The organism is Luteimonas sp. MC1572 (genome assembly GCF_016615815.1).
Lineage (GTDB): Bacteria > Pseudomonadota > Gammaproteobacteria > Xanthomonadales > Xanthomonadaceae > Luteimonas.
Map to the genome: position 1 here is coordinate 1,388,868 of NZ_CP067112.1, position 23,200 is coordinate 1,412,067.

General features: G+C 70.6%; 18 protein-coding genes and 1 tRNA gene. 6 read left to right on the forward strand and 13 right to left on the reverse strand.

Annotated elements, in window-relative coordinates; translation table 11 throughout:
- Nucleotides 1-18 precede the first annotated feature (18 nt).
- The 9 genes from JGR64_RS06275 to JGR64_RS06315 all read right to left on the reverse strand — a co-directional run bounded on the left by JGR64_RS06275 (nt 19) and on the right by JGR64_RS06315 (nt 9,246).
- Nucleotides 19-978, reverse strand: coding sequence for a cation diffusion facilitator family transporter (locus tag JGR64_RS06275; RefSeq protein WP_199372541.1), 960 nt, complete (start codon nt 976-978; stop codon nt 19-21).
- A 59-nt stretch (nt 979-1,037) separates the two neighbouring features.
- Nucleotides 1,038-1,760 carry a UMP kinase gene (pyrH, locus tag JGR64_RS06280; protein WP_199372542.1) on the reverse strand — a complete coding sequence of 241 codons (723 nt, stop codon included), beginning with the start codon at nt 1,758-1,760 and terminating at the stop codon, nt 1,038-1,040.
- A gap of 133 nt (nt 1,761-1,893) precedes the next feature.
- Nucleotides 1,894-2,763, reverse strand: coding sequence for a translation elongation factor Ts (gene tsf / locus JGR64_RS06285; RefSeq protein WP_199372543.1), 870 nt, complete (start codon nt 2,761-2,763; stop codon nt 1,894-1,896).
- An 87-nt stretch (nt 2,764-2,850) separates the two neighbouring features.
- Entirely contained in the window at nt 2,851-3,699 is an 849-nt protein-coding gene (gene rpsB, locus JGR64_RS06290; RefSeq protein WP_199372544.1) for a 30S ribosomal protein S2, read from the reverse strand.
- A gap of 318 nt (nt 3,700-4,017) precedes the next feature.
- Nucleotides 4,018-4,293, reverse strand: a complete 276-nt coding sequence (locus JGR64_RS06295) for a hypothetical protein (RefSeq protein WP_199372545.1) — start codon at nt 4,291-4,293, stop codon at nt 4,018-4,020.
- Nucleotides 4,294-4,435: 142 nt separating this feature from the next.
- Nucleotides 4,436-5,488 (reverse strand): spore coat protein U domain-containing protein, encoded by a 1,053-nt coding sequence (locus JGR64_RS06300; protein ID WP_199372546.1) that lies wholly within the window; start codon nt 5,486-5,488, stop codon nt 4,436-4,438.
- On the reverse strand, nt 5,485-7,938 hold the full coding sequence (locus tag JGR64_RS06305) for a fimbria/pilus outer membrane usher protein (protein ID WP_199372547.1): 2,454 nt from the start codon (nt 7,936-7,938) through the stop codon (nt 5,485-5,487). The genes JGR64_RS06300 and JGR64_RS06305 overlap by 4 nt, the downstream gene beginning before the upstream one ends.
- Nucleotides 7,889-8,692 (reverse strand): molecular chaperone, encoded by an 804-nt coding sequence (locus tag JGR64_RS06310; RefSeq protein WP_199372548.1) that lies wholly within the window; start codon nt 8,690-8,692, stop codon nt 7,889-7,891. Before JGR64_RS06310 ends, JGR64_RS06305 begins: the two co-directional genes overlap by 50 nt.
- Nucleotides 8,693-8,721: 29 nt before the next feature.
- A complete protein-coding gene (locus tag JGR64_RS06315; RefSeq protein ID WP_199372549.1) occupies nt 8,722-9,246 on the reverse strand; it encodes a spore coat U domain-containing protein in 525 nt (174 codons plus the stop codon).
- A gap of 264 nt (nt 9,247-9,510) precedes the next feature.
- On the opposite strand from JGR64_RS06315, the gene map reads away from it, so the two are divergent.
- From map to dapE, 5 genes are read left to right on the forward strand one after another with little or no spacing between them, the layout of a single operon-like run.
- Nucleotides 9,511-10,293: a type I methionyl aminopeptidase gene (gene map, locus JGR64_RS06320; protein ID WP_199372550.1), complete on the forward strand. Its 783-nt coding sequence runs from the start codon at nt 9,511-9,513 to the stop codon at nt 10,291-10,293.
- 19 nt (nt 10,294-10,312) lie between these two features.
- Entirely contained in the window at nt 10,313-12,925 is a 2,613-nt protein-coding gene (glnD, locus tag JGR64_RS06325; RefSeq protein ID WP_199372551.1) for a [protein-PII] uridylyltransferase, read from the forward strand.
- The gene (gene dapD / locus JGR64_RS06330; RefSeq protein WP_199372552.1) at nt 12,922-13,929 is read left to right on the forward strand and encodes a 2,3,4,5-tetrahydropyridine-2,6-dicarboxylate N-succinyltransferase; all 1,008 of its coding nucleotides are present in this window, start codon (nt 12,922-12,924) and stop codon (nt 13,927-13,929) included. Before glnD ends, dapD begins: the two co-directional genes overlap by 4 nt.
- 19 nt (nt 13,930-13,948) lie before the next feature.
- Nucleotides 13,949-14,308, forward strand: a complete 360-nt coding sequence (locus tag JGR64_RS06335; protein ID WP_199372553.1) for a Spx/MgsR family RNA polymerase-binding regulatory protein — start codon at nt 13,949-13,951, stop codon at nt 14,306-14,308.
- Complete coding sequence (gene dapE, locus JGR64_RS06340) at nt 14,305-15,438, forward strand: succinyl-diaminopimelate desuccinylase (RefSeq protein WP_199372554.1); 1,134 nt, start codon at nt 14,305-14,307, stop codon at nt 15,436-15,438. Before JGR64_RS06335 ends, dapE begins: the two co-directional genes overlap by 4 nt.
- Before the next feature lie 74 nt (nt 15,439-15,512).
- Here dapE and JGR64_RS06345 read toward each other — a convergent pair whose 3' ends face one another.
- Entirely contained in the window at nt 15,513-16,190 is a 678-nt protein-coding gene (locus JGR64_RS06345; RefSeq protein WP_199372555.1) for a hypothetical protein, read from the reverse strand.
- 356 nt (nt 16,191-16,546) lie between these two features.
- On the opposite strand from JGR64_RS06345, the gene asnB reads away from it, so the two are divergent.
- Nucleotides 16,547-18,271 (forward strand): asparagine synthase B, encoded by a 1,725-nt coding sequence (gene asnB / locus JGR64_RS06350; protein ID WP_199372556.1) that lies wholly within the window; start codon nt 16,547-16,549, stop codon nt 18,269-18,271.
- Nucleotides 18,272-18,283: 12 nt separating this feature from the next.
- On the opposite strand, the gene JGR64_RS06355 is transcribed toward asnB, so the two are convergent.
- The 3 genes from JGR64_RS06355 to JGR64_RS06365 form a co-directional block, all read right to left on the reverse strand.
- A complete protein-coding gene (locus JGR64_RS06355) occupies nt 18,284-20,644 on the reverse strand; it encodes a penicillin acylase family protein (RefSeq protein WP_199372557.1) in 2,361 nt (786 codons plus the stop codon).
- Nucleotides 20,645-20,683: 39 nt separating this feature from the next.
- Nucleotides 20,684-22,927, reverse strand: coding sequence for a DNA topoisomerase IV subunit A (parC, locus tag JGR64_RS06360; protein WP_199372558.1), 2,244 nt, complete (start codon nt 22,925-22,927; stop codon nt 20,684-20,686).
- Between the two features lie 116 nt (nt 22,928-23,043).
- Nucleotides 23,044-23,130, reverse strand: a tRNA-Leu gene (locus JGR64_RS06365).
- Nucleotides 23,131-23,200 lie beyond the last annotated feature (70 nt).

Below are 23,200 nucleotides of genomic sequence, written 5' to 3' on the forward strand. Positions count from 1 at the left end.
ATGCCGCGACGCGCGGCCTCAGCCCCGCGCTGGGCCGCTCCCTCCATGCTCCTGCCTGTCGCAGGCTTCGCCACGACGTTCGAGCTGCAGCGTGGCATGGCCGATTCCGAAACGCGCCTCCAGCGATCCGCCCAACGCATGCAGGAAGTGGTCGTCGTCGTCGCCCGACGGTCGCACCAGGTGCGCCGTCATCGCCACTTCGCCTGCGCCGAGCGACCAGATGTGCACGTGGTGCACCGAACTGACGCCGGGCTGGCCGGCGAGGAACGCGCGTACGGCGGCGTGGTCGATCCCGGTCGGCACCGCGTCCATCGCGGCGTCGAAACTGTCGCGCAGCAGGCGCGCGGCACCCACGGCCACCACCACGCCCACCAGAAGCGCGGTGAGCGGGTCCAGCCACGCCCAGCCCCATGCCAGCATGCCGATGCCGGCAACCACCGTGGCCAGGGAGATCGCCGCGTCGGCCAGCAGGTGGAGGTAGGCGGCGCGGCGGTTGAGGTCATGGCCGTGGCCGCCGTGGACCAGCAGCGCGCTGCCCAGGTTCACCGCGATGCCAATGGCGGCGACCACCACGATGGTCATGCCCGGGACCTCGGGCGGTGCGGACAGGCGCCGCACCGCTTCCCACGCCAGTGCACCGGACAGGCCGACCAGCAGGGTGGCGTTGGCCAGCGGCGAGAGCAGGGTGGCGCGCCGCCAGCCGTAGGTGTGGCGTTCGGTGGCTGGCCACTGGGCCATCGCCGCGGCGCCCCAGGCCAGCGCCAGGCCGAGCACGTCGCCGAGGTTGTGCAGGGCGTCGGAAAGCAGCGCCAGCGAATTGGTCAGGAAACCGTAGCCGGCCTCGAGTGCGGTGTAGCCCAGGTTGACGAGGGTGACGGCGGCGAAGGCACGCGTCGACGATCCCGGGGCGGGGCCGTGGTGGTGGCCGTGGCCGTGGCCGATGTCATGCTCTTGGTCGTGGTCGTGTGGAGCTTGCATGGGCAGCAGCCTGCCACCGCGGGGCCGCGGACACTATTCCAGCGGCGAACAGGTGACGCTCAGCCGCGGCCCTGGACCAGCGTGCCGATCGGCTCGCCGCGCAGGATGCGCAGCAGCTGGCCCGGCTGCTCCATGTCGAAGATGCGCAGCGGCATGTCGGCGTCGCGGCACAGCGCGAACGCCGCGGTGTCCATCACCTGCAGGTCGCGGCCGAGGACTTCGTCATAGGTCAGGCGATCGAAGCGCGTGGCGCCGGGGTGCTTCTTCGGGTCGGCGTCGTACACGCCGTCGACCTTGGTGGCCTTGAGCAGCAGGTCCGCTCCGATCTCGATCGCGCGCAGCGCGGCGCCCGAGTCGGTGGTGAAGAAGGGATTGCCGGTGCCGGCGGCGAAGATCGCGATGCGGCCCTTTTCGAGATGGCGGATCGCGCGGCGGCGGATGTAGTCCTCGCAGACGTCGTTGATCTTGATCGCGCTCATGACGCGTGCGCGCGCGCCGAGTTTCTCCAGCGCGTCCTGCATCGCCAGCGCGTTGATCACGGTGGCCAGCATGCCCATCTGGTCACCGGTCACGCGGTCCATGCCGCCGGCCGCAAGGCCCGCGCCGCGGAAGATGTTGCCGCCGCCGACCACGACGCCAATCTCGGCGCCGGCCTGCTGGGCTTCGATGATCTCGCGCGCCAGGCGGCCGATGACCTTGGGGTCGATGCCGTAGTCCTCTTCACCCATCAGAGCCTCGCCGGACAGCTTGAGCAGGACACGGCGGTAAGCGAGTTGCGACATGGGGATACTCCGGCGGACAGCGGCGTGGATTCTATCCGATCGCGCGACCGCAGGCGGCCGATCGCGCAACAAAAAAAGGCCGCGGATCGCTCCGCGGCCCCTCTGCATCACGGCGTTTCCGCCGCGCGGCGGGTCAGGCCAGGCCGGCCTGCTTCATCACTTCGGCGGCGTAGTCCTCGACCACCTTCTCGATGCCTTCGCCAACCGCCAGGCGCTCGAAGCGCACGACGTCGGCGCCGGCGGCCTTCAGCACCTGCTCGACGGTCTGGTTGGTATCGAGCACGTAGGCCTGGCCGTACAGCGAGACCTCGTTGACGATCTTGGCGACCTTGCCGCCGATGATCTTCTCGAGGATTTCGGCCGGCTTGGCGCGGTCCTTCTCGGACATCTTGGCCAGCTCGATTTCCTTTTCCTTGGCAAGGAACTCGGCCGGAACGTCGGCCGCCTTGTTGTAGGGCGGGTTCATCGCGGCCACGTGCATGGCCAGGCCACGCGCGAGCTCGACGTCGCCGCCCTTCAGCTCGACCAGCACGCCGATGCGGCCGCCGTGCACGTACGCGGCGACGTTGTCGCTGCTGGCGATGGTGGCCATGCGGCGCACCTGCACGTTCTCGCCGACCTTGGCGATCAGCGCGGCGCGTGCTTCGTCGACGGTCTTGCCATCAACGGTGGCGGACTTGAGCGCGTCGATGCCCTGCACGCCAAGCGCGGCGTCGGCCACGGACTGGGTGAAGGCGAGGAAGTTCTCGTCCTTGGCGACGAAGTCGGTCTCGGAATTGACTTCGACCAGCACGGCGCGGCCGTCGGCCTGCGCGGCCACGATGCGGCCCTCGGCGGCGACGCGGTCGGCCTTCTTGTCGGCCTTGGCCAGGCCGGACTTGCGCAGCGCCTCGGCGGCGGCGTCGACGTTGCCGCCGGCCTCGGTCAGGGCCTTCTTGCATTCCATCATGCCGGCGCCGGTGCGCTCGCGCAGTTCCTTGACCAGGGTTGCGGTGATTTCCATGGGGACCTCGGTAGCTGTGGGTTCGATAGTCGGCGGCCGCGCACGATGGCGCGGCCGCCTGGCACGCCGCTGGGGCGTGGGTGTGGCTTACTCGGCCGCAGGTGCCGCGTCGGCGGCAGGCGCGTCGGTCGCGGCTTCGTCGGCGCCCTTGGCGGCGTCGGCAGGCTTGGCCTTGCGGGCCGGGGCGCGGCGCGGCTTGTCGCCATCGGCGCCTTCGGTGAACTCTTCCTCGCGCACGTTGGCGGCGCTCGGCGCGGCGGCCTTGCCCTCGAGCACGGCGTCGGCCGCGGCGCGGGCGTACAGCTGCACGGCGCGGATGGCGTCGTCGTTGCCGGGGATGGCGTAGTCGACCAGGGCCGGGTCGTAGTTGGTGTCGACGACCGCGATCACCGGGATGCCGAGCTTCTTGGCTTCCTTGATGGCGATGTCTTCATGGCCGACGTCGATCACGAACAGCGCGTCGGGCAGGCGGTTCATTTCCTTGATGCCGCCCAGCGAAGCCAGCAGCTTCTCGCGCTCGCGGCGCAGGCCGAGGACTTCGTGCTTGACCAGCTTGTCGAAGCTGCCGTCGGTCTCGCCGGCTTCCAGCGTCTTCAGGCGCGAGACCGATCCCTTCACCGTGCGGAAGTTGGTCAGCGTGCCGCCCAGCCAGCGCTGGGTCATGTACGGCATGCCGCAACGCTCGGCTTCTTCCTTGATCGGATCGCGCGCGCTGCGCTTGGTGCCGACGAACAGGATCATGCCGCGCTTCTGGGCGATGCCCGAGATGAAGTTCATCGCGTCGTTGAACAGCGGAACGGTCTTCTCGAGGTTGATGATGTGGATCTTGCCGCGGGCACCGAAGATGTACGGCGCCATCTTGGGGTTCCAGTAGCGGGTCTGGTGGCCGAAATGGACGCCGGCTTCCAGCATCTGGCGCATGGTGACCTGGGACATTGCTTGTGACTCCTGATGGGGAACCCGGCCGCCGGAAGGGTGGGGCGGCTCACCGCCGTAGCCCGCATGGGCGACGTGGCGAAAGGTTCCGGGGTTGGGCCTCCCCGCTGCCTCCGTATCCAGATCCCTGGTCCTAGTGGACTGGGGACACCCCGGAACGGGTGGTTGCAGCGGGTGTGTATTCGCCTGCGCCCCCGAAGGGATGCGCCATGCCCGGCGTGGGCAGCTGACGGCAACAAGCGGCCGACAAAGCCGGCGGATCATAGCGCGCGCGGCAGTTGCCGGGCAAGCGGAGGCGCTGCGGGCCCAGCCGCGGGCTCAGAAGGTGACCGTCAGCCCCGGAATCTCGCCGGGCCTCGCCAGCCCGGTCCTCGTCGGCGCGCGCTCCGCGCCACGGGCATCGACCCGATAGGGTTGGGCTGACGAACACTCGACCTGGACCGTGCCCGGATCCGCGCCTCCATTCCCCGGGGAGTGGACGGTGCAGGCATCGACCAGCACCAGGCTCACCTGCAACCGTGTCCGGTCGCTCGCGCCCGCGGCGCCCGCCGCCAGCATGGCGAGGCAGAAAGCGAACGTGCGGAGGGCGGACATCGGTCGGTGCCGGGGGGATTGCGTGCGGAGTGCAGACCATCATGCCGCCCACCCTCCCGCAGCCGTCCGGGCGCAGGCCCGATCTGCGACCCGGGTCGCCCGCTTTCCGGACACCGTCCACACTTCAGCCGGGTGCAGCAGTTCAATACGTCAGGGTGATCGTGACGGTATCGGCGTAGCTGCCGGGTACCGGCGTCGGCTGGGCAGGGACGCGCCCGTAGACCGTCAGGCTCTGCGTGGCGTTGGTGCCCGCGCCGATGCTGTTGTCGGTCGCGATCGCCTTGCCACCCCAGCGCTGCGTGCGCTGCGGGTCGCGGTACAGCTCGTAGCGCAGGTGGCTGCCATTCGGTCCGGCCATCCGACGGGTGGTGCCCACGGCGTGGTTGCCGTCGTCCAGGCCCAGGCGCCAGGGCGTGCCGGTGGGGCATTGCAGCTGGATGGTCGAGGTCTGGTCGCGGTTGCCTGCGAGGGCCGTGACGGCGCCGAAGTCGAGGTCGGTGGCGGTGGTGATGCGACAGGTGTTGGCGAAGGTCGCGCTGACGTGCGTGTAGAAGGTGGTCTCCGCCGCCGTGCCCGCGAGGCACTGCTCGGGGCTGGGGGCGGTGGGTGCGTTTCCGGGGCTGCCGCTGTTGTAGACGTACCGGATCCGACCCCCGCCGATCTGGCTCTGGAATCCGTAGGTGGCCGGCAGGGTCTGCCCCGCGCGCACCCGGGCGTGCACGGGCAGGGTGACGCTGGCCTGCGCGCCAGTGTTCGTCTGCACCGACAGCACGGTGGAGTGCAGGACGTAGCCGCTGCTGCCGGGCGTGGGCGGGATGAGCTGCGAATGGGCCGGGTCGGCGTAGAGGTCGTAGGCCATCTGCGCGCCGTTGTAGTTGGTCATCCAGCGGGGGTTGATGCCCGGGATGGGGCTGCCTTCGGGGATGAACATGCAGATGCGGTACGCGAGCGCGGGAGACCCGCTTCCACGGTTGCAGGTCACCGAGAGGCTGTTGGACGTGGATTTGCCCGAGCCATCGACCACGCCGAACGCGATGTCCAGGCTCTGGCCTATCCAGCAGCTCTGTGCATGGACGGGGAGCATGGCGCTGGCGGCGACAAGCAGCAGGGCCAGGATCCTGGCGGCGGCCCGCGCGCGCTGCTGCAGGCGTCCGGAGCGAGCGCAACGGCTGGATGGGGGCTGGAAGCGGCTCATCGGCATATCACTTCGCCTGGTTCTTCGGGGGCTCCGGAGCCCGCGGGTAGGGTGGGCATGGCCATGCACGACTGGTCTCCGCTCCGGACATGCAGCCGCGTCCCGGCTGGCAGGTCCGGGAGCCACACCATGCCACCGTGGCCAACCACGGTGTCTGGCGCCCGTGCCGCGTCGAAGCCACCGCCATCGGGCACCAGCCACACGGCACTGCCAGCAGGCAGCAGACGACCGGCAGGGTCGCGCAGCACCAGGTCCACGGGCTGGATGCGCTTCAACGCGAACGCCGCCAGCATCCCGCTGCGACGCCGCGGCACGGCATCGATGGTGGTTTCGCCCAGCTGCGTGTTGACCGGCAGGTCAAGCGGGTCGATGGACAGCCGGTTGGCCTGCCAGGCATTGAGCCGGCTGACCAGCAGCAGGCCGTTGTCGTCGGTGTGCCCGACGACGCGGTTCTCAAGGCGCACCGGGACATCGGCAAACCCGTTCGTGTCCACCACCGCGAACGCGTCGTCGACCCGACGCATGGCGTAGGCGTGGCCGCGCACCAGCACCAGGCCGCCGCTGGCGCTGCCGTAGGCCGTGGTGGCGGACGGCATTTCGCCTTCGCCTTCGCCACGCCAATGGTTCGCGCCCAGCGTCCACTGGCCGTGCTGGCCGAGGCGTGAGACTTCCGCCTGGGCGCCCGGCTGGTCGCCGACCGTGGCCTGCGCGCGCCATCCCCAGCCGCCCAGGTCGCTGTGCGGCGAGCGCTGCGCGCCCACCGACAGCGCCTGGCTGCGGTCGCCATGGCGGGCGGTCGTCGATACCGAGGTGCGGCGGTCCAGCGGCATCGACCAGAACAGGTAGGCGGCGGCGCCTGCGTCGTCGTCGAGCCCGCGGCTGAAGCTGAGGCTGAGCATCGCGTTGCGCGGCAGCTGTCGCGACCAGTTGAGCGTGGCGTAGCGGCGCGCCTGGTTGTTCTGGTCGGCCTGCAGGATGTAGCTGGCGCCGAACTGGCCCAGGCGGGTGTTGAAGCCGGCGAAGGCCTGGTCGGTGCGGCGCGGCAGCGCGCCGGTCTCGAGGCTGCCGGCGTCGCGGTACCCGGCGCTGCGCCGGGTGCTGGTGGCGAACAGGTTGAACGCGGATGAGCTCCACTGGTAGCCGAGGTTGCCCAGCGTGCCGTTGCCGCCGTCGTGACGGCTGCCGGCAGCGGCCGCGGTCAGCAGGCCGCCGCGCGCGCCCAGGCGCCAGCCGCCGCCGATGCCGGCCAGCTGCAGGCCGGGGGCGAGCTGGGTGTGGCCTTCGAGCGTGGCGTGGTCGCTCAGGCCGCGGCGACCGGTTGCGCTGAACACCGGGTCGCCGGCGTAGTCGAAGGAGTCCTGTCCGTAGCCGCGGCGTATCGCGCCCAGTTCCACGGACCAGTCCGACAGGCCGGCCTCCAGCAGCTGCGGCGTTCCGTACAGGGCGAAATCCAGCACCCGGCGCTGGCCGTTGATGTCGGTGATCACCATCTGCGCCTGTCCCGAGCCACTGAGCAGCGGCGCGCTGTCGATCACGAACTGGCCGGGCTGCACCTGCTGGCTGGACTGCTGGATGCCGTTGATCAGGATGTCGACGGTCGAAGGCAGCACCGCCTCACCGGCGAACGATGCGAGCGGTGTGGTGATCCGGTAGGGCTGGAGGGCGAAGTTGCGCGAGACCCTGATGCCGCCGATGCGTGTCGGGCGCGTCCAGGACAGCGCCCCGGTGAGCGTGTCGCCCACGGTCACGGTGAGCATCCGCTCCGGGTCGTCGTACTCCCAGAAGGAATCCAGCCGCACGGCTTCGTGCCCGTCGCGCGCGCCGCGCGCACGGAAGGCGCGCGTGGTGCCGGTATTGACGAAAACGCCATGTCCCAGGCCGAAGAGCCGCAGCTCGCTCCATGCGCTGAGGCTGGAATGGTCGTCGTCGTGCTGCCCGTACAGGTCGTAGTTCAGGATCAGGCCGGGGATCCGGCTTGCGGGGTCGGCCTGGAGCGGAGCGGGGGCGATGTAGCCGCCGCGCGCCGGCTGCCCACCACCCAGCAGCTCCACCGGCGCGAGCAGCGCCAGGTGCTGCCGCGCTTCGTCGTACTGCACCTGCAGTCCGGGCAGGGTGTCCAGCGCGACCAGGCCCTGGGCCGTTTCGCTTCCGTGCCAGCGCAGCCCCAGGCCACGCAGCGTGGCCGCGCTGGCATGCAGCTTCCGGTCGATCAGGACGAAGCGTGCCAGGGTGCCGGTGGCGACCTCGTTGAGCGAGACGTCGAGGTAGAGTTCCTGGCTGCCGGCCGTCGTGGCAAGCAGTGCGGCGTCGCCCTCATCCGGCAGGAGCGCGGCCGCGCCGCGTGCCTGCACCCCGACCGGGATCGCGGCCAGCGCCAGGGCAATTGCCAGCAGGGACAGCTCAGGGAGTCGGTGGTGAAAGCGGCAGGATCTGCGGGTCCTGGTCGTCATTCAGTCTCACCCTGAGGCTTGCGCCGCGGAGTCCATCCGGCGGCAGGGACAGCGGCCATTGCATGCGCTGGCCGGCGAGGACGTAGCCCACCAGGCCCGCGACCAGCGGCGCCTCCGCGCCGGATGCATCGACCCTGGACAGCTCGCTCAACCGCACGCGCCGTGTCCCGCGGTTGACCACCGTCAATCGTGCGTCGTCCCCGGTGCCCTCCACGCTGGCCGACAGCGCCGATACGTCGGTGGCTGGGCGCGGGCCCGGCGCGTCCTGCGGCGTCGCGCCTTGCGGCAGCACGAAGACCGGCACCGAGTACTGCAGCAGGAACTGCAGGCCCGACGAAGGCGACTGTTGCGGGCTGGGCAATTCGTCGACGAGCAGGCGGAAGGCGCGCTCCGACGGGACGGCTGCGGCCTGCGGCCGCACGATTCGCACCAGCTGCCGCTGGCCCGGTGCGATCTCCACGATCGGCGGGCTCGGCAGCAGCTCGCGGCTCGGATCGAGCCGGTCGCCGCTGGCGTCCTGCGACCACGCCATCACCCGGACCTGCGCCTGGATCGGCTGGTCACCGGTGTTGCTCAACCACAGGGCCTCGGCCTGTTCCCCCGCCGCCAGTTCGACGGAGATGGGAGCGACCTGCAGGCTGGCGGCGCCGACCTGCAGCGTTGCGAGCATGCCCAGTCCGGCCAGCGCGAGCGCCAGCCATCGGGATGGCAGGCGCGTGGACGCCGGTCGATGGTGCAATTGCGGTCGCGTCATGTCTGCCGATCGTGTTCCCGGGCGGATGCTCAGTACACCACGCGCGCGGTGACTGAGTCGGTGTAGCTGCCCGCCGGGAAGTTGGTCGACGGCACGCGGCCGTGCACGGTGAACGCCTGGTTTGCCGCGTTTCCGGTGCCGGTCTGCATGTCGACGCCGGCGGTGTTGCCCCAGAAGTTGCTGAAGCCGCCGTCGCGGTACAGGTCGTAGGGCACGAACGCGCTGCCGCTGGCCATGCGACGGTCACCCGCGGCCGGAGCCGTGGCGTTGGCTAGGGTGTTCGCGCCGCCGCTCAGGCCGATGGAGTAGGGCGTGCCCGCGGAGCAGTTCACCGTCAGCGTACCGGTCGCGGTCGCCGGCGCGCCGGTGGAACGGACGTGGCTCAGGAAATCGATGTCGGTCGGCTGAGTGGCGCTGATCGTGCACGACTCCTGGATCACGAGGCGGACCTGGAAGGTTGCGCTGTCTTCGGCGGCGCTCGCGTTTCCGATCACGCCAAGGGACAGGGCGCAGGCGAGAACGGAAAACGTGATGGATTGCTTGGCGAGATGCATAGTGGTTCCCACGGTGAGTGTGATGCGCCGCACATGTTGCGGGCGGGGACCGTCAAGCACAGGTCGTGCCAACTCTGGGAAACCATCGGAGAATCAGGGGTGTCGGCCGCTTGCGCCTCGATATGTTCTGTTCCGGGCGGGATTGACCCGCAGGAACGGTCGTGGGACGCGCGGCCGTACGAACTGCCGCAACACGTCACATATGCCGCGTAGTCGCGGACCAGGCGCGCCTTGCCATGCGGGTCGGCAGCCGGGTGGGCGATAATGCCCGCCATGATCAAGCCCAAGACCCCCGAACAGATCGAGAAGATGCGCGTCTCCGGCGCCCTGGCCGCCGAGGTGCTGCAGGTGGTCGCCCCGCACGTGGTGCCGGGCGTGACCACCGAGGAGCTGGACCGCATCTGCCACGACCATATCGTCAACGTGCAGCACGCCACGCCGGCCAACGTCGGCTACAAGGGCTACCCCAAGACCACCTGCATCTCGGTCAACAACGTCATCTGCCATGGCATCCCCAACGAAGCCAAGGTCCTGAAGGACGGCGACATCATCAATATCGACGTCACCGTCATCAAGGACGGCTGGCACGGCGACACCAGCCGCATGTATTTCGTCGGCACGCCGTCGGTGATGGCCAAGCGCCTGGTGGAGGTGACGCGCGAGGCGATGTTCCGCGGCATCCGCGCGGTGAAGCCGGGCGCCACCCTCGGCGACATCGGCCACGCCATCCAGTCGTACGCCGAGTCCGAGCGCTTCAGCGTGGTGCGCGAGTACTGCGGCCACGGCATCGGGCTGGTCTACCACGAGGAGCCGCAGGTGCTGCACTACGGGCGCCCGGGCGAAGGCCTGGTGCTGGAGGAGGGCATGACCTTCACCATCGAGCCGATGATCAACGAGGGCGCGCGCCATACGCGCCTGCTGCCCGACGGCTGGACCGTGGTCACCAAGGACCGCAAGTTGTCCGCGCAGTGGGAGCACATGGTCGCGGTGACCGCCGACGGGGTCGAGATCCTGACCCGCCTGCCCGGCGACGACAACGGGCTCTGAGATGTCCACGGCCGCGCCCATGCCCCCGGACGCGACCGGTTGCACGCCGCGTGAAGGCGATGCCGGCTGGGCGCTCGAACAGCGCGAATCGCTGCTGCTGGGCGATGCGGAGCTCGCGGGACGCTTCGACCTCGGCATTGACGCCGATCGCCTGACCGCGCTGCGCGCGCGCGCGGTCGACGCGATCGTGGTCGCGGCCTGGCGGCGCTGCCTGCCCGCCGACGCCGATGCGGCGCTGTTCGCCGTCGGCGGCTACGGCCGCGGCGAGCTGTTCCCGCACTCCGACATCGACCTGCTGGTGCTGGCGGAGCCGGAGGCCCAGGAGCGCCATCGCGAGGCGCTGGCGCGCTTCATCGCCCTGCTGTGGGACGCCGGACTGGCCGCCAGCCACGCCACGCGCTCGCCCGAGCAGTGCACCGCCGCCGCCGTCGACCTGACGGTGATGACCGCGCTGCTCGATGCGCGGGCGCTGGTGGCGCACGCGGATGCCGTGGCCGCGCTGGCCCGTGCCATCGCGCCGGACCGCGCGTGGCCTGCGCGCGACTTCTACCTAGCCAAGGCCGACGAACTCGCGCGGCGCCATGCGCGCTTCGGCGACACATCCGACAACCTCGAGCCCAACCTCAAGGAAGGCCCGGGCGGGCTGCGCGACCTGCAGACGGTGGGCTGGATGGCGCGGCGCGCGTTCGGCACGCACGAGCTGCAGCCATTGGTTGCGCTGGGCCAGGTCGGCGCCGACGAGGCCGCGGCCCTGGACCGCGAGCGCCGCGCGCTCGGGCGCCTGCGCTTCGGCCTGCACCTGGTGGCGGGGCGCGCCGAGGAACGCCTGCGTTTCGACCACCAGAAGCCGCTGGCCGCGCGCCTCGGGTTTTCCGACGACGGCGACAACCTCGGCGTCGAGCAGATGATGCAGGGCTTCTACCAGAGCGCCGCGGTGGTCCGCCGCATCGGCGACCGCCTGCTGCAGCGTTTCGAGGAGCACTTCGACGGCACCGCCGCGCCCGAACCGGTGGACGACGACTTCGAACTGCGCCGCGGCTATCTCGCCGCGCGCGATCATCACTGGCCGCATGGCGACATCGGCGCGGTGTTCGCGCTGTTCGCGACCTGGGCGCGGCTCGGCGAGCTGCGCGGACTGCACACGCACACCGCGCGCGCGCTGGCCGAGGCGCTGCCCGCGCTGCCGGCCTATGGCGACGCCACGCCCGAAGCGCGTGCCGCCTTCATGGCGCTGCTGCGCGGGCCGGTCCCGGTGCGCACGCTGGAACGCATGGCGCGCCTGGGCGTGCTGGGGCGCTGGATCCCGGCCTTCGCGCAGGTGTCCGGGCGCATGCAGTTCGACCTGTTCCACATGTACACGGTGGACCAGCACACGCTGGCCGTGCTGCGCAACCTGGCGGCGTTCGCCGGCGACGATGCCGACGCACGCTTCTCGATGGCGCACGAGGTCTGGCCGACGCTGCGCAAGCCGGAGCTCCTGCTGCTGGCGGGGCTGTTCCATGACATCGCCAAGGGCCGCGGCGGCGACCATTCCGAGCTCGGTGCGGTCGATGCGCGCGCTTTCGGCGAGGCGCACGGCCTGGGCGAGGGCGATACCGCGCTGGTCGAATGGCTGGTGCGCAAGCACCTGTTGATGTCGATCACCGCGCAGAAGCAGGACATCAGCGATCCCGCGGTGATACACCGCTTCGCCACCGAAGTCGCCGATCGCGAGCGCCTCGACCATCTGTACCTGCTCACCTGCGCCGACATCGCGGGCACCTCGCCCAAGCTGTGGAACGCCTGGAAGGACCGCCTGCTGGCGGACCTGCGCAATGCCACCCGCCTGGCGTTGCGCCGCGGACTGGAACATCCCGTGGCGGCCGGGGAGCGCATCGTGGAGGCGCACGCCGCGGCGAAGGCGCTGCTGGCCGCCGATGGCGTGGCCGAGGCGGAGGCCGATGCCCTGCTCCGGCAGTTCCCGGAGGCGAGCTTCCTGCGCGCACGCCCCGAACAGATCGCCTGGCAGGCGCGCGCGCTGCGCGAGTCCGGTGGTGCCGGGGTCGTGGTACGCGCGCGCCTGCTGGCCGCCGGCAGCCAGGCGATGGAGGTGTTCGTGCATGGCGACGACCGCGACGGCCTGTTCGCGGCAATCGTGATCACGCTCGACCGGTTGGGCCTGGAGATCCAGCACGCGCGCGCCCTCGACGGGCCCGGCGGCGCGATCTTCGACAGCTTCCAGGTGCTGCCCGCCGATGCGCGCGTGGAAGGTGACGTGCAGGGCATTGCGCGCGAGCTGGCGGCCGTGCTGGCCGCGCCACTGGACCGCGTGCGCCCCGCACGCCGCGCGCAGCCGCGCCACCTGCGCCATTTCCGCATACTTCCGCAGGTCGATTTCGCAACCGTCGGCGACGGCGGTGCCACGGTGCTCAGCCTGGTCTGCACCGACCGGCCCGGCCTGCTTGCCGATGTCGCGCATGTGCTGCGCCGCCAGGGGTTGCGCGTGCACGACGCACGCATCGCGACCTTCGGCGCGCGCGCCGAAGACGTGTTCCGGATCACCGGACAGGACAACAAACCGCTGGACCAGGACGCATGTGCCCGATTGCACGAAGCGCTCCTGGCCAGGATCGATGGAGAACCACCCGCATGACCACGAAGAAGAAGCCGCCCGCGAAGAAGGCGGCGACCGCGAAGACGACCGACCTGGCGAAGACCACCGAGTCATCGACGGCGGGGAAGGCCACGACGGCGACCAAGTCCGCGAAGAAGGCCAGCAAGCCCGCTACCCCGGCTGCCGCCGCCCAACCCGCCGCGAGGAAGCCGGAGCAGGACCTCGCCTTCATGATCGACAGCGCCTGGGAACGGCGCGCCACGCTGACGCCGGAGGAACTCGAGGGTTCGACCCGGCCGCTGGTGGAGCGCGTGATCGACGGCCTCGACAGTGGTCGCCTGCGCGTCGCCGAGCCGGACGGCGCCGGCGGCTGGACCGTCAACGAATGGCTCAAGAAGGCGGTGCTGCTGTACTTCCGCGTCCAGGAGATGGAGGTCATGGAAGGCTGGCCGTCGCCGTACTGGGACAAGATCCCGCTGCGCTTCGAGGACTTCGACGAGGCCGCGTTCCGCAAGGCCGGCGTGCGCGTGCTGCCGGGCGCCATCGCACGGCGCGGCAGCTTCATCGACAAGGACGTGGTGCTGATGCCCTCGTTCGTGAACATCGGCGCGCACATCGGCACCGGCACCATGGTCGACACCTGGGCCACGGTCGGCTCCTGCGCGCAGGTCGGCAAGCACTGCCACATCTCCGGCGGCGCGGGCATCGGCGGCGTGCTGGAGCCGCTGCAGGCGGCACCCACGATCATCGAGGACCACTGCTTCATCGGCGCGCGCTCGGAAGTGGTGGAAGGCGTGATCGTCGGCCACCACAGCGTGATCGGCATGGGCGTGTTCCTCGGCCAGTCGACGCGCATCTACAACCGCATGACCGGCGAGACCAGCTACGGCGTGGTGCCGCCGGGCAGCGTGGTGGTGGCGGGCTCGCTGCCGGCCGCGGACGGCACGCATTCGCTGTACTGCGCGGTGATCGTCAAGCAGGTCGACGCGCGCACGCGCGCCAAGACCTCGGTCAACGAGCTGCTGCGCGGGCACGCGCTCTGAGCGGGCGCGGAGGCATTCGATGACCACCCTGTACGGACTCGACAACTGCGACACCTGCCGCAAGGCGCGCAAGTGGCTGGACCGGTTCGGCATCGCGCATACGTTCGTCGACTATCGCGCCAGCAAACCCGAACCCGAGATGCTGCAGGACTGGGCGGCGCAGGCCGGCGGTTTCGCGCTGCTGGTCAACAAGGCCTCGACCACGTGGCGGCAGCTGCCGGAGCACCGCAAGGCGGCGGGTTCGGATGCCGAATGGAAGCTGCTGCTGCGTGAATACCCGCAGCTGGTCCGGCGCCCGGTTGTGGTCACCGACGACGGCGTGCTCAGCCAGGGCTTCAGCGACAACGGCTTCAAGAAGCGCTTTGGAGTGGACGCATGAGCGAGGTGCTGGCGCTGACGAAGGAGCTGGTCATGCGCCCCTCGGTCACGCCGGACGATGCCGGCTGCCAGGAGCTGCTGGCCGGGCGCCTCGCGCGCGCCGGCTTCGCCTGCGAGTCGCTGCGCTTCGGGGCGGTCGACAACCTGTGGGCCATGCACGGCGAGGGTGGGCCGGTGCTGGTCTTGCTGGGACATACCGACGTCGTGCCGCCGGGCCCGCGCGAAACCTGGGCCAGCGACCCGTTCGTGCCCGAGGTGCGCGACGGCAGGCTGTACGGGCGCGGCACCGCCGACATGAAAGGCAGCGTGGCGGCGTTCGTGGTCGCCATGGAGCGTTTCGTGGCCGCGCACCCGGACCATCGCGGCACCGTCGCGCTGCTGCTGACCTCCGACGAGGAGGGTGATGCGATCGACGGCGTGCGCCGGGTGGCGCAGGTGTTCCGCGAACGCGGCCAGCGCATCGACTGGTGCATTACCGGTGAACCTTCATCGAGCTCGCGCCTCGGTGACCTGGTGCGCGTCGGCCGTCGCGGTTCGCTGTCGGCGACGTTGCTGGTGCGGGGCATCCAGGGGCATGTCGCGTATCCGGAGAAGGCCCGCAACCCGGTGCACGCCGCATTGCCGGCGCTCGCGGAACTGACCGCGCGAAGCTGGGACGACGGCTTCGAGAGCTTCCCGCCCACCAGCCTGCAGGTCAGCAACGTGCAGGCCGGTACCGGCGCGGGCAACGTGATCCCGGGTGAGTTCACGGTGCACTTCAACCTGCGCTACAACCCGCACTGGGATGCGTCGCGGCTGGAGTCGACGATCGAATCGATGCTGGCCCGCCATGGCCTCGACTTCGACATTGGCTGGCATCGCAGCGGCGAGCCGTTCCACACGCCGGAAGGGCCGCTGCGCGCCGCCGCGCGCGAGGTGCTGGCGCGCATGACCGGCAGCGAGCCCGAGGAGAGCACGGGTGGCGGCACCTCGGATGCGCGCTTCATCGCGCCGCTGGGTGCGCAGTGCATCGAGATCGGCCCGGTGAACGCCAGCATCCACCAGGTCGACGAGCACGTGGCGGTCGCCGATCTCGAAGCGCTGCCCGGGATCTACCAGGCGCTGATCGAGCACCTGCTGGCTCCCGCCTGAGCCGCAAACGGCGACGGCCACCGGAATGCGGTGGCCGTCGAAGTGATCAGGTGGCCGGCACGCGGCCGCGACTTTCAGGGCTTGCCGGGACCCTTGCCGTTTCCGTTGTTGCCATTGCCGCGGCCCTTGCCGTTGCCCTGGCTGCCCTTGCCATTGCCGTTGCCTCGGCCCTGGCTTGCACCCTGGCCTTTGCCCGGCGCGGCATGCTCCGCGTGCCCGCGGCCCGGCCTGTCGTGCGAAGCCTTGCCGCCTCGGCGATCCGGGCGCGACCAGTCGACGCGCACGTCACGGTCGATCACGATCGGATGGCCCCAACGGCCGTAGGTATCCACCTGGCCGCGCTTGAGCGCGTGGAACGCCGGTGAACCGGGCTTGATGCCCAGGCGCTGCGCGGTCGCGCCCCAACCCTGGCCGGGGTGGCGGTCGTACTCGCGCACGACGTCGCGGCACGGGATGCGCAGCGAATGCGCAAGCGCGCACGCGTAGTACACGTCGCCCGGGGCCCAGCGGCGCTGGTCGAGCAGTTCGACCAGCAGCGGGCGCGGCGCTCCGTAATAGCCGGTCATCTCGTCCATGAACGGGTCGCGGTACTGGCGGCCATAGTCGTTGATCTCGCCCAGGCGTGAATCGACCCAGACATCGCCGGTGCGGGTGTTGTAGCCGATGGTCTGGGCGGATGCGGTGGCGGCGGTGGCTGCCAGGCCAAGGCCCAGCGCGAGTACGAGCGTGCGGATGCGGTGGTTCCGGGTCATGTTCGTTCGCTCCTTGAGGGTGGCGACATTCTGGATCCCCAGGCGATGAATCGGGGGTGATGCATCGGCACCCGTGCGGAACGCGTTCAGCGGGTGGGAGGGAAGAGGGCGTCACGCGCGCTTGACGGCCACGTGGAGTGGAGGCTAGTTTCGAGGCCATGTCCCGCCACCCCGCCGCCACGCGCACTGCCTGCAACCGCAACAATCGCGGTTCGGACAATCGCGTGCGCGACCAGCGGGCGGGCGACTAGGCAGGCGACACCAGCCAGGCAACCCGAAACCCGCGCCCGGCGCGGGTTTTTCGTTTCCGCGCAGGCGTTCCACCGCCGGTGATTGCCGGCACAAGGAGCTACGCCATGTGTTCCATCCTCGGCATCTTCGACCTTCGCCCCGGGGCCGACGTGTCCCTGCTGCGTCCCCTGGCGCTGTCGCTCTCGGCGCTGCAGCGCCATCGCGGTCCGGACTGGTCCGGCGTGCATGCCGAACCGGCCGCACTCCTCGTGCACGAGCGGCTGGCGATCGTCGACCCGGCCGGCGGCGCGCAGCCGCTGCGTTCGGCCGACGGCAGCCTGGTGCTGGCGGTCAATGGCGAGATCTACAACCATCGCGAGCTGCAGGAGGGGCTGCAGGATGGCTACGCGTTCCAGACCGGTTCCGACTGCGAGGTGATCAACGCGCTGTACAGCCATCACGCCGGTCGCGCGGATACCGGCGCAGAGGCGGATGACATCGGCCCGTGGCTGGCGCGGCTCAACGGCATCTTCGCGTTCGCCCTGTGGGATCGCGTGCGCGGTCGCGCGGTGATCGCGCGCGACCCGATCGGCGTCTGCCCGCTCTACTGGGGTCACGACGGTGACGGCCGGCTGTGGGTCGCATCCGAAATGAAGGCGCTGGCCCGGCACTGCGACGACGTGGCGCAGTTCCCTCCGGGCCACTGGTACGACACCGCGACCGGTACGCTGCACCGCTACTTCTCTCCCGCGTGGCGCGACCATGACGCGACGCGCGGCGTGGTGGTCGCACCGGACGCGCTGCGGCACGCCTTCGAGGCCGCCGTCCACCGGCAGATGATGAGCGACGTGCCCTACGGCGTGCTGCTGTCGGGCGGGCTGGATTCGTCGCTGGTCGCCGCCTGCGCCGCGCGCTTCGCGCGGCGGCGGATCGAGGATGACGACGCGTCCGAAGCGTGGTGGCCACGGCTGCACTCGTTCGCCATCGGCCTGGAGGGCTCGCCAGACCTCGCAGCGGCGGAAGTCGCGGCCGCTGCACTCGGCACGGTGCACCACGGCTTCGTCTACACCTTGCAGGAAGGCATCGACGCGGTGCCGGAGGTGATCCGGCACATCGAAAGCCACGACGTGACCACGGTGCGCGCATCCACGCCGATGTACCTGCTGGCGCGGCGCATCAAGGCGATGGGCGTGAAGATGGTCCTGTCGGGCGAGGGCAGCGACGAGATCTTCGGTGGCTACCTGTACTTCCACAAGGCGCCCGACGCGCGCGCGTTCCACGAGGAGACGGTGCGCAAGCTCGATGCGCTGTACCAGTACGACTGCCTGCGCGCCAACAAGGCGATGATGGCCTGGGGCGTCGAGGCGCGCGTGCCGTTCCTCGACCTGGAGTTCCTGGACCTGGCGATGGGCATGGACGCCGGCGAGAAGATGGTGCGCGAGCGCGGCACGGCACGCCGGCCGATCGAAAAGGCGGTGCTGCGCGAGGCGTTCGACGGGCTGCTGCCCGACAGCATCCTGTGGCGGCAGAAGGAGCAGTTCAGCGACGGCGTCGGCTACGGCTGGATCGACGCGCTGAAGGCGCATGCCGCGCAGGTCGTCGGCGAGCGGGCATTCGCCGACGCGGCGCAGCGGTTTCCACACGCCCCGCCGGCGACGCGCGAAGCCTACTGGTATCGCAGCCTGTTCGAGGATGCGTTCCCTGGCGCGGCCTGCGCGCGCACCGTGCCGGGCGGGCCGTCGATCGCCTGCTCGTCGCCCGCGGCGATCGCCTGGGATGCGTCCTTCGCCGGCCAGACCGATCCGTCGGGACGCGCGGTGCTCGGCGTGCACCAGCGGTCCAGCGGATGATCCCGGCGCGCCTCAGCGTGGCGCCAGCACCAGTGCGTGCTCGGCCTTGCCCGGCAGGAACGGGGTCGGGCGGCCGTGCACCCAGTCGTCGTGGCCGGCGCCCCAGAAGGGCGACAGCGGATGCCCGCTCTGTCCGCCGGGCATGTGGATGATGCCGTCGGCCTCGCGACCCGGCGACACCACCATGCGCTGCGACGCGCCGAACGCCGGACCCTGCACGCGCGGCATGTGGGTGTCGCCGGGCAGCGCGTCGGCCGGCATGCACAGCCACCCGCGCACCGGCTTCGGCAACACCGAAGCCAGCGGGTGGCAGATGCGCGCGGTGTTGTATTCGCCCCAGCTGCGTTCGGCCAGCGGGCCCTGTCCGGACAATTCGTCGCGAACCGCCACGGCGGCATCCTCGAAGAGTGCCTCCCAGCTGGCGAAGCGTCGCGGCAGCAGGTGCGCCGGACGCTGCGACACCAGTGGCCAGGCGACGCCTTCCAGCTGCGGCAGCGCTGGCATCGCGAAATCGTCGGCGAGTGCCGCGCGCGCGGGGGCCAGCAGGCCGTCGGCGATGCGCTCGTTGACCGCGATGCGCCAGGCACGCACCACGCGGTAGCTGGTGGATGCGGGATCGGCGCGCCCCTCCCAGGTCGCGGCCGCGTCGGCCAGCGCGTCCATCGCCGGCGTGGAGGATGCCGCCGCGCGTTCGCGCAGCAGCTGCCACCAGCGCTCGAGGAACAGCGCGCGGTCGTCGAGCTGGATGGCCAGCAGGGCGCGTTCGTCGAAGGTCCCGGTGGCGCGCAGCGCGTCGCGGATCTGCGCGCCGCGCGCACCCAGTGCGTAGCCACCGTCGCCGAGGCGGTCCAGCGCTGGCCCGCTCACCACGCGGTTGTTGGCCGTCCACAGGCGGTCCGCGGTGGGCGAGGCCAGGGTCGGGGCGTTGCGCGTGCTGGCCGGCCAGGGAGGACACGCGTCGGTGCCTGCGTCCAGCGGGGGGAACATCGGTGTACAGCCGGATGCGCGCTGCGGGAGCGGTCCGATCAGCCGCCAGGCGATGCGTCCGCCGCGGTCGCCGATGACAAGGTTCTGGGTGGGCATGGCGGCGTCGCGGGCGAGCACCAGCGCGTGGTCGATGTCCCGGGCGCGCGCCATGCCGGCAAGGCCGAAGTTGACCGCGCCGGGCAGGTGCGCCGTCCACCGCAGGCTGAGCACGCGGCCGCCGTCGAGTTCGTGCATGACCGGGCCCCAGGCGGTCTCGCGCACGTCCAGCACGACCGCATCGGCGCCGGCGACGGCGATCGTCTCGCGGTGCGTCTCCACCGCGGCGCATTGCTGCGTCGGCGTAACGCCGCAAGGCGTTTCAACCGCCCAGTCGAGGTAGTCGCCATAGCTGTTGGTGAAGCCCCAGGCCACGTGGCGGTTCGAGCCCACGATCACCGCGGGCAGGCCGGGCAGGGTGAAACCGGAGACGTCGACGCCGCCGGACGGCGTGCCTGCATCGCCGTAGTGCAGCCGCGCGCGGAACCAGGTGCCGGGCGCGCGCAGGCCCAGGTGCATGTCGTCGGCGACGATCGCGCGGCCGTCGGCGGTCAACGTGCCGGCCACAGCGAAGTTGTTGCTCCCGGGCTGCGGCGCATCGGGGAGCGCGCCGGTGTCGCCGGCGCCCTGCGCCGGCAGCTGGCGCAGGTCGACCGCTCCGGCATCGGGCAGCACGGCATCGCCGATCGGATCGCCGAACAGCGGCGCGTCCCAGCTGGAGCCGGCGTGGGTCACCAGCGCGTACAGCGGCTCCGGCAGGTGCGGGCGCATCTTCAATAGCGCGAGCTCGCGGGCGTTGCCGGCGTCCTGCAGGTCGAAATACATCGCGAACGCGACCAGCGCCGAGTCCTCCGCGCGCCACGGCTCCGGCGCGGTGCGCAGCAGCAGGTAGGGCCAGGGACGCGCGTCGAGCGCGGCCAGCCCGGCGTTGACGCCTTCGACATAGGCATCGAGTTGTGCGCGCCGGTCGCCGAGGATGGCGTCGAGGTGGGTGGCGATGCGCGCGCGCATGCGGTGCACGCGGTGTGTTCGGTCCGCGTCCAGCGCGACCGGCCCGAACAGCGCCGCCAGTTCGCCGGCCGCGGTGCGGCGCATCAGGTCCATTTCGAAGTAGCGTTCCTGCGCGTGCACGTAACCCAGCGCGCGCATTGCATCGGCTTCGTTGCCCGCGTCGATGGTGGCCACGCCGAGCGCGTCGCGGGTCACGGTGACCTGGGTCGCGAGGCCGGGAAGCCCGGCAGTGCCGTCAAGCTGCGGCAGGCTGGCGCGCAGCGCCCACCATCCCGCCAGCGCCGCGAGCGCCACCGACAACAGCAACAACGACGCCAGCCGCAGGCACCAGCGCACCATGCACGATCCTCCCCCTCAGGAAGGATCGATTATGCGGTCTTATTCGACCGAGAGCGCGTCGACCTTCTGCCAGCCGCGTGGCAGCAGGCCACCGCGGCTGCCGCGCGCTGCGATGTAGGGTTCGAGCTCGCGCCAGGACAGGCTCATGGTGCGCGCGCCGGACTTCACCGCCAGGCTGCCGCCCTCGGGCACCGAGACGATCGCCACCACGCGCTCGGTGGCGCGCTTGGCCTTGGGGATCTCGATGATCTTGTTGCCCTTGCCGCGATCGAGCTCGGGAAGTTCCGACACCGGGAACACCAGCAGGTGTCCGGCGCTGGTCACGGCCACGATGCGGTCGCGCTCCACGTTGGCCACCGGCGCCGGCTGCAGCACGCGGGCCTCGGGCGACAGCGACAGCATCGCCTTGCCGGCCTTCTGCCGTCCGGTCAGGTTCTCGAAGCGGGTCACGAAGCCGTAGCCGGCCGATGACGCCAGTGCGAAGCGGCTGTCGTTCTCGCCGCTGGCCATCGCCACGAATGCCGCGCCCGCCGCCGGCGAGAAGCGGCCGGTCAGCGGTTCGCCGTTGCCGCGCGCCGACGGCAGGCCGTGCGCCAGGGTGGAGTAGCTGCGTCCGGTGGAGTCGAGGAAGGCGACCTGCTGCGAGGTGCGCCCGCGCACGGCCTGCAGCGCTGCATCGCCTTCGCGATAGGACAGTCCCGACGCGTCGACGTCGTGGCCCTTGGCGGCACGCACCCAGCCCTTCTGGCTGAGCACGATGGTCACCGGCTCGCTGGCCACGAGATCGGTCTCGGCCAGCGCCTGCGCGGCGCCGCGCTCGACCAGCGGCGAGCGGCGCGCGTCGCCGAACTTCTTCGCATCGGCGAGCAGCTCGTCCTTGACCATCTTGCGCAGCCTGGCCTTGCTGCCGAGGGTGGCCACCAGCGTCTCGCGCTCCGCGGCCAGCGCGTCCTGCTCGCCGCGGATCTTCATTTCCTCGAGCCGCGCCAGCTGGCGCAGCTTCGTTTCCAGGATGTAGTCCACCTGGTCGTCGTCGAGCGCGAAGCGCGCCTGCAGGACGGCCTTGGGATCGTCCTCGGTGCGGATGATGCGGATCACCTCGTCCAGGTTGAGGAACGCCACCAGCAGGCCTTCCAGCATGTGCAGGCGGCGCTCCACCTTTTCCAGGCGGTGCTGCAGGCGGCGGGTGACGGTGTCGGCGCGGAACGCCAGCCACTCCATCAGCAGCGTGCGCAGGTCCTTGACCTGCGGTCGTCCGTCGCGGCCGATGATGTTGAGGTTGACCCGGTGGCTCTTCTCGAGGTCGGTGGTGGCGAACAGGTGGCCCATCAGCTGGTCGGCGTCGACGCGGTTGGAGCGCGGGATCAGCACCAGGCGCACCGCGTTGGCGTGGTCGGACTCGTCGCGGATGTCCTCCAGCCACGGCAGCTTCTTGGCGCGCATCTGCGCGGCGATCTGCTCGATCACCTTGCCGGGGCTGGCCTGGTAGGGCAGCGTGGTGATGACGATGTTGGCGCCTTCGCGTTCGAAGGTGGCGCGCGAACGCACGCTGCCGTGGCCGGTCTCGTAGATCGCGCGCAGGTCGGCCGCGGGGGTGATGATTTCCGCGCCCGTGGGGTAGTCGGGGCCGCGCACGTGCTCGCAGAGGTCGGCGACCGTGGCCTCGGGGTCGTCGATCAGGCGCACGCAGGCGCTGACCACCTCATTGAGGTTGTGCGGCGGCACGTCGGTGGCCATGCCCACCGCGATGCCGGTGGTGCCGTTGAGCAGCAGGTGCGGCAGGCGCGCCGGCAGCCAGGTGGGCTCCTCGAGCGTGCCGTCGAAGTTCGGCACCCAGTCGACCGTGCCGTGGCCCAGTTCGCCGAGCAGCGCTTCGGCGATCGGCGTGAGCTTGGACTCGGTGTAGCGCATGGCCGCGAACGACTTGGGATCGTCGGCCGAGCCGAAGTTGCCCTGGCCCTCGATCAGCGGATAGCGGTACGAGAACGGCTGCGCCATCAGCACCAGTGCTTCATAGCAGGCGCTGTCGCCGTGCGGGTGGTACTTGCCGATCACGTCGCCCACGGTTCGCGCGGACTTCTTCGGCTTGGCGCCGGCGCCGAGGCCGAGCTCGCTCATCGCGAAGATGATCCGCCGCTGCACCGGCTTCAGGCCGTCACCGATGAAGGGCAGGGCGCGGTCGAGCACCACGTACATCGAATAGTCGAGGTAGGCGCGCTCGGCGTACTCGCGCAGCGGGATCTGTTCGAAGCCGTGGAAAACGGGGCGGACGGTGTCGTTCATCGGGACTGCGGTCGCGGCTGTTGTGGAAGCCCTGCGATTCTACGCGCAACAAAAAACCCCGCTTTCGCGGGGTTTCGTGTCATCTCGTCGAAGGGCATGGCCCCGCGACTTGTAGATGGTGCCCGGAAGAGGACTCGAACCTCCACGGAGTTGCCCCCGCTAGCACCTGAAGCTAGTGCGTCTACCAATTCCGCCACCCGGGCAGGTGGGCGCGCATTGTTGCAATGCAGTGCTGCGCTGTCAACGGCTGCGTGAGAAGTTCACCACAGCCGG